Origin of the sequence: Lachnobacterium bovis (assembly GCF_900111325.1) — a bacterium.
Taxonomy (GTDB): domain Bacteria; phylum Bacillota; class Clostridia; order Lachnospirales; family Lachnospiraceae; genus Roseburia; species Roseburia bovis_A.
On the sequence record NZ_FOGW01000043.1, the window covers coordinates 1 to 6,116 of the forward strand.

At 31.7% G+C, this 6,116-nt stretch carries 7 protein-coding genes; 6 read left to right on the forward strand and 1 reads right to left on the reverse strand.

Annotation, left to right across the window (positions count from 1 at the left end; genetic code table 11):
* Positions 1 to 363: 363 nt before the first annotated feature.
* The 6 genes from BMY79_RS11410 (at position 364) to BMY79_RS11435 (ending at position 3,836) form a co-directional block, all read left to right on the forward strand.
* Positions 364 to 576, forward strand: coding sequence for a hypothetical protein (locus tag BMY79_RS11410; protein WP_074731006.1), 213 nt, complete (start codon positions 364 to 366; stop codon positions 574 to 576).
* Positions 573 to 1,136, forward strand: a complete 564-nt coding sequence (locus BMY79_RS11415; RefSeq protein WP_074731007.1) for a hypothetical protein — start codon at positions 573 to 575, stop codon at positions 1,134 to 1,136. Before BMY79_RS11410 ends, BMY79_RS11415 begins: the two co-directional genes overlap by 4 nt.
* A 70-nt stretch (positions 1,137 to 1,206) precedes the next feature.
* A complete protein-coding gene (locus BMY79_RS11420; RefSeq protein WP_074731008.1) occupies positions 1,207 to 1,713 on the forward strand; it encodes a hypothetical protein in 507 nt (168 codons plus the stop codon).
* 243 nt (positions 1,714 to 1,956) lie between these two features.
* A complete protein-coding gene (locus BMY79_RS11425) occupies positions 1,957 to 2,397 on the forward strand; it encodes an Hsp20/alpha crystallin family protein (protein ID WP_022750645.1) in 441 nt (146 codons plus the stop codon).
* A 54-nt stretch (positions 2,398 to 2,451) separates the two neighbouring features.
* A complete protein-coding gene (locus tag BMY79_RS11430) occupies positions 2,452 to 2,889 on the forward strand; it encodes an Hsp20/alpha crystallin family protein (protein ID WP_022750647.1) in 438 nt (145 codons plus the stop codon).
* 197 nt (positions 2,890 to 3,086) lie between these two features.
* Positions 3,087 to 3,836: an arginase family protein gene (locus BMY79_RS11435; protein WP_074731009.1), complete on the forward strand. Its 750-nt coding sequence runs from the start codon at positions 3,087 to 3,089 to the stop codon at positions 3,834 to 3,836.
* Positions 3,837 to 4,089: 253 nt separating this feature from the next.
* On the opposite strand, the gene BMY79_RS11440 is transcribed toward BMY79_RS11435, so the two are convergent.
* Complete coding sequence (locus BMY79_RS11440; RefSeq protein ID WP_074731010.1) at positions 4,090 to 6,069, reverse strand: hypothetical protein; 1,980 nt, start codon at positions 6,067 to 6,069, stop codon at positions 4,090 to 4,092.
* Positions 6,070 to 6,116 lie beyond the last annotated feature (47 nt).

Genomic DNA, 6,116 nt, shown 5'->3' on the forward strand with positions numbered 1-6,116 from the left:
ACTTATTTAATCACGATTTTTCGTCTAATTTCCTTGGAAAATAAAAATTTACACTCTTTCATGCCAAATTTTTAAATTAAAGCAATTCCTTTAAAACTAACCGCTCTAATATAGTATCTAATCTTACTCTTCTTTTTACACAACAGTTCAGTTTTGTTGAGTAGAATCGTTTCCATTGCCACCGCTAATAATCAACAATTTATCGTAACTCGAATAAGGAGGTCACTCAAGATGATTAGAGGTTTAAAGAAAAAATTACTTATTTCCTGGAAAATCTACTACTCGTTTCATAATTAACCATTGATAATGCTCCAAAATCCATGTATAATCTTTATCACGACTAAAAATAGATCGGAGATTCAAATGAAAAATAAAAAATATTCTACGCCAAATCATTTGGCTAACAGTCTTGACAATTCTAGTCAAAATACCCAGTACGACAAACATGCGAAAGAGATTTTAGCAAACAAACAAGTACTTTCAAGGATTCTATCAGCAACAGTTGCAGAGTACAAAGGAAATTTAACACACCATACGATATTGTTACTAGAGCAGTTTTTTATACTTGCAGAATGATTTCAGAGCAACTTGAAACTGAGTTTTCAATCGGCAAAAATCACAGCTACGACGATATCAAAAAAGTCTATTCCATCTGGATTTGCATGAACACACCAGAAGATATCGCAAATTCAATAACTGAATTTAAGATGACAAAAAACAGTATTTATGGTACATTTAATAGAGAAGTACGTTATGATTTACAGTCTGTAATCATCGTTTGTCTTGGTAAAAATCCACTACAAACAGACAACGATTTTTTAGGTGCACTCGAAACAATCTTCACTGAAGACTTCGATAGTGCCACAAAGAAAAAGAGGCTTAAAGAAAACTTTAATTTTGAATTAGATAACGAAATCGATGGGAGGTTGATGGATATGTGTAACTTAAGTCAAGGTATTAGAGAAGAAGGTATCGACATTGGTATCGACATAGGTGTTAACAAAACATTATTTATGCTTGTTGATGAAAAGACCTATACATTAGAACAGGCATACCAAAAGACTTCTCTCTCCCCTGAAGAATTCAATAAAGCGTACGCTGAATGGCTAGAAAATAATAACAAAAGCCAACAGTAATTAAATGATATTAAAAAATAGCATTGTGATACTTATATTTGATAATTAAAAACGATTGGAGGCTAATATTATGTCAAACTTAGGTCCGTGGGTGGCTGAAAAATGCATAAAAAAAGGTTTTAAAGAAGGTCTTAAGGAAGGATTCTACGAAGCGTTATTTGAACGTATCTCTTCTGGTGAACTTGAAAAAAATGATGCTTATACTATTGCAAACATCTCAAAAGAGGATTTTGATAAATTATACAATGATTGGCTCAATTCTGAAGAAAAATGGTCAAGAAAACCGCAATATGACGACAATAATATCGATTACAACTTGGCTTTTGGAATTGATGATGACATGGTAGCTCGATGGAAACAAGAATGTCTTGATGAATTTATTGCGGAAAGAAACTTAAACAAAGGTATCGGTATTGGTCGTGAAGAAGGTATCGACATTGGTGTTAACAAAACGTTATTTATGCTTGTTGATGAAAAGACCTATACATTAGAACAGGCATACCAAAAGACTTCTCTCTCCCCTGAAGAATTCAATAAAGCGTACGCTGAATGGCTAGAAACCAACAAACAAAGTTAATAATAATTAAATGATATTAAAAAAATATAATCTAGGTATCACCAAAAACTGGTACCTAGATTTTTTATTTTTTCATTAAACTTGTATTCTAATTTAAAATTTGATATTTCTTATAATAGCCCACAAAAAATAAAGTTCACAAAAAATTCACAAAATTTATTAGCACTCACTATTGACGAGTGCTAATAAAAGTGTTATAACATAATTAACAAGAGATGAAAGAAAACTAAGGAGGAATGAGTAATGATGTTGATACCAGGATTTTTAAATGACAATTTTACAAATGATTTAGTTGGAGATGCATTCAACTATTTGAACAACAACCAGAATTACGAAACAAAATCCAATATGTTAGTTGATATAAAAGAATTTAAGGATAGATTTGAGATGGACGTTGATTTACCAGGATTTAAGAAAAACGAGATCTCACTTGAGTTAGAAAAGGGCTATCTCACAATCTCCGCCACACCAACGAAAACAAAAGAACCTAATGAAAGAAAAGGCAGATTCATACGATGCGAACGCTTTACAGGTGCAAATCGAAGAACATTTTTTGTAGGCGAAGAGGTTAAATCAGAAGATATTTCTGCACGATTTGAAAATGGTGTGCTTGCAGTTACTATTTTAAAGAAGAAACCAGAACCTAAAATGGAAAAAAGCAATTTTATTTCTATATTAGGTTAAAATAAATTTTTTATAATAAAAATGGTTAAAAAACTTTTCAAGGAGGAATGAACTATGTTATTACCAAGTATTTTTAATGACAATTTTACAGATGATTTTTTCGGAGATATGTTTAGCTACCCATTAAAGGACTTTGAGCTACAGCGATTCTCAGGAATGCATGCAGATGTTCAGGAATTCGATGATAAGTATGAGATGGATATTGAATTGCCTGGATACGACAAATCCGATGTTACCGCAGAACTTAAAGACGGATACCTAACAATTGCTGCAAAACATTCTGAAAATAAAGACGAGAAAGATGAAAAAGGAAAATTCATTCGACGCGAAAGATATCAGGGCGAATGTCGACGAAGCTTTTTCGTTGGAGATGAAGTAGAGCAAAAAGATATTCAAGCAAAATTTAATAACGGAATTTTAACCTTAGATATTGCAAAAGTAAAAGAAACTCCAAAAGTTGAAGAAAAACAACTTATTGCAATTGAAGGATAATTGTCAAATTAGACCACAGCTTAAAAAATTTAGGCTGTGGTTTTTACTTTTTGCAAATTAAAATTTTAGAAATCTAAAAAACACAAACACATAAATAGAACAAAGGTAAACATAAAAATACAAACGAATTAACATAAAAATACAAACGAATTAACACAAAAACAGCGAAATATAAAAATACAGGATGGTGACATAACATGGATTTAATGTTAAATTTTTCAAACGTATATAATATGCCAACAAAAAAAATTAAATTTATCGATTGTAAGAATATTAGGGAAACAAACATGTATTGCACGGAAACTGCTCAAAATGAAATCAAAGACAAACTCACGAAATATTCGCCTAAAGGAATCCATTTTATTGATTCAGGAAATTATCATTATTTAACAACTTTTTTTACTCAAAAAATAAAAATTCCGTATTCTCTTATTTTATTTGATTTTCATAATGATATGCAAAATGCAATTTTTGACAATATGATAAGCTGCGGCAATTGGGCAAAGGAATTGTTAGAAAAGGATCAAAATTTGCATCAACTTTTTTTGATAGGACCATCTCAAAATACAATCAATGCAATACATACAAAGAATCAAGATAAAGTAATACCAATAAGTATAGAAAATATTCAAACTCCAAATAACAGTTGTGATGTGGTTGCTTCAAAATTAAGAAAATTCGATTCAAACTTCCCTACTTATTTATCAATTGATAAAGACGTACTCTCTGAAAAATATGCAAGAACAAATTGGAATCAAGGGCAAATGAGTCTTGTAACTTTAAAAAAATTCTTGTCATTTTTCTTGAAAAAATCCAAAATTATAGGTGTTGATATTTGTGGAGAAAATTCATATGATGAACCACTCTCAAGGAAAATAATAGACGAAAAAATAAATAAGCAAACTGATGTTGATTTGTATAATTTTATTAAATCAAAAATTAATTGATAATATTTAAAAACTAGGTTCCAACGCTGGGGTGCTTCTAAAAGATTTTTATCTGTTTGCAATAGATCTTTATCAAGACAGACTGCGACTACAGACTGTAAATCTCCATTATGTCGTTTTATTTATACAAAAAATCGATCCACCAGAGTTGCTTCTGGCGGACCGATTCTATACTTCATATAATACTATAATATTAAAAATTGATAGTATCACTTAATAAATCAAGTGTTAGATTTATTACTATTTGTGAAAATTATTCTTCGTCTTCTTTTCTTTTTTTGTTAACTAATGTGATTCCGAATAATCCAGCAGCACCTGTTAATAATGCAAGTAATGAGTTTACTGCATAATCAGCTGTCTTAGGTGAAGAAGTCTTTGTAGATTTCTTTGTTGAAGTTGTAACTTTGGCAACTTTTGTAGATGTAGCAGCTTTAGTATCTGCAGGTTTAACTGTAGGATTTGGAGTTACAGGTGTATCTGGTTTTTTGTCCTCATCTGGAACGATTGGTTCTGGTTCAGGTGTTGTAGCATCTGCGGTATTGTATAAAATAGCAAACTGAGATAATTTCTTAACATGTAAAATTAATGAATTACCGCTAATTTCAATATATTCTCCATCTTCATTAGGTGTAGTTGTAATTTCACGTAATGAGTCATGAATGCTAATAACTTTGTAATCTGTCTTTCCCTGTGCTTCGTCAGGTAATACATAATGAACTGTTAGAAGAGCACCTAAATTTGTTACATCTTCTTTTGGAGCATTTTCTAAGGCAGCTGGATTATCAGCGACATATCTTTCTAAATCAATTTGGATAACGCCTGCTAATTCAATATTTTCATCTGCATTCGTTCTTGCCGCAATCTGTGTTTTTAATGCATCCTCGATTTCCTCAGCAACTTCCTTAATTGTTAAAACAGCCTTAACATATTGATTATCTTCTAAATCTGATTTGGCTACTTCTAAAACTTCATTAGCATCAGCAGCAACTTTGCCTGTTGGGGCAACTTCAGCTGTTGAACCTTTTTTATCATCAGCTGTTTTGTCTAAACCATCATTTTCAAGTCTACCAGAAACTTTGATTTCTAATTCTTTGTCAGTTACACCTTCAGTTGGAATTTTATATGTAACGACACCATTTTTCTCATCTCCAGTTATTTCTTTACTATTAGCTACAACTTTAAGTTCAGAGTCATTTACAGTTACACCTTTTTCTAATGTAACCTTTAATTCAAATTCACCAGTTGTATCAACAGCATCTGTTGAAGTAAGTGCAGCTGTACCAACTTTAGGTGAAAGGTTTGTTGTATTTAATTTTGGTGTGATCATTAATTTTTCTGTTTGAGCATTAATAAGTACATCAACTGCAGCTGTAGTGGCCTTGATTACAAATTCATAAGTATCAGTAGCACCATCTGCTTTTGTTGCTGTTACTTTACCAAGAGATTTCTTTGTTGCACTGTCAATGATTTCTGCAACAACAGATTTAATTGTATTACCAGTTGTCGCTTTTAAATTTAAGGTCACTTTTGTATCTTTATTTTTTTCAATTACAGCAGATGCTGGTTGTGATTCTTGTGTTACATCTACCGATTTACCGTCGATAGAAGCAGATCCTACTGTAACTTTTTTATCTGTATCAGTTGAAGGCTTAAGAGTAACTGTAGATTTTGTGGTGTCTACTTCACGGGTGTAAACTTTAACAGTAGCACCTTTTATAGCAGCTACATCAACACCCTCTTTATTCTCTATTTTTTCATAACTGTTACCCACTTTTTTATATTTTCCAACAACGCTTTCTGGCCATTCGTAGTCTGAATTATCTTTGTCTACAACAGCGGTTTCTTCAGACCTTGTATAGAAATTTTGTGTTTCATCTGTTCTTTCTTTAAATCCTTTTTGGACATCTGCAACATATTCACCAGTATTACTTTCAGTAAACACATACCCTCTACTTGGAGAAGTTAAATCTCCCGAAATCTCTGTGTATGCTCCAGTTTCCCCATTAAAACTATAATGAGTTCCATTTGTTGGCCATTTATACACATTATCTTTTGAAACTGCACTAACTGTTTCTTCTGTATATTTATACATACCTTCAGGTAATTTACTGTCTTCCGCCTTAACCTCTTGAGCGAAACTTCCTACAAGTGGAACATTTGGAGCTAAACTAGTGCCAACAACAGTAGCACTTAATAAACCAATAAGTAATTTTTTCTTTAAACCTCTAATCATCTTGAGTGACCTCCTTATTTGTCAGAGGATAAATTATGAAATACTGA

Excerpts from the sequence above, each read along its gene's own strand:
- BMY79_RS11410 (WP_074731006.1), top strand. The coding sequence starts at position 364 with ATGAAAAATAAAAAATATTCTACGCCAAATCATTTGGCTAACAGTCTT.
- BMY79_RS11415 (WP_074731007.1), top strand. The coding sequence starts at position 573 with ATGATTTCAGAGCAACTTGAAACTGAGTTTTCAATCGGCAAAAATCAC.
- BMY79_RS11420 (WP_074731008.1), top strand. The coding sequence starts at position 1,207 with ATGTCAAACTTAGGTCCGTGGGTGGCTGAAAAATGCATAAAAAAAGGT.
- BMY79_RS11425 (WP_022750645.1), top strand. The coding sequence starts at position 1,957 with ATGATGTTGATACCAGGATTTTTAAATGACAATTTTACAAATGATTTA.
- BMY79_RS11430 (WP_022750647.1), top strand. The coding sequence starts at position 2,452 with ATGTTATTACCAAGTATTTTTAATGACAATTTTACAGATGATTTTTTC.
- BMY79_RS11435 (WP_074731009.1), top strand. The coding sequence starts at position 3,087 with ATGGATTTAATGTTAAATTTTTCAAACGTATATAATATGCCAACAAAA.
- BMY79_RS11440 (WP_074731010.1), bottom strand. The coding sequence starts at position 6,069 with ATGATTAGAGGTTTAAAGAAAAAATTACTTATTGGTTTATTAAGTGCT.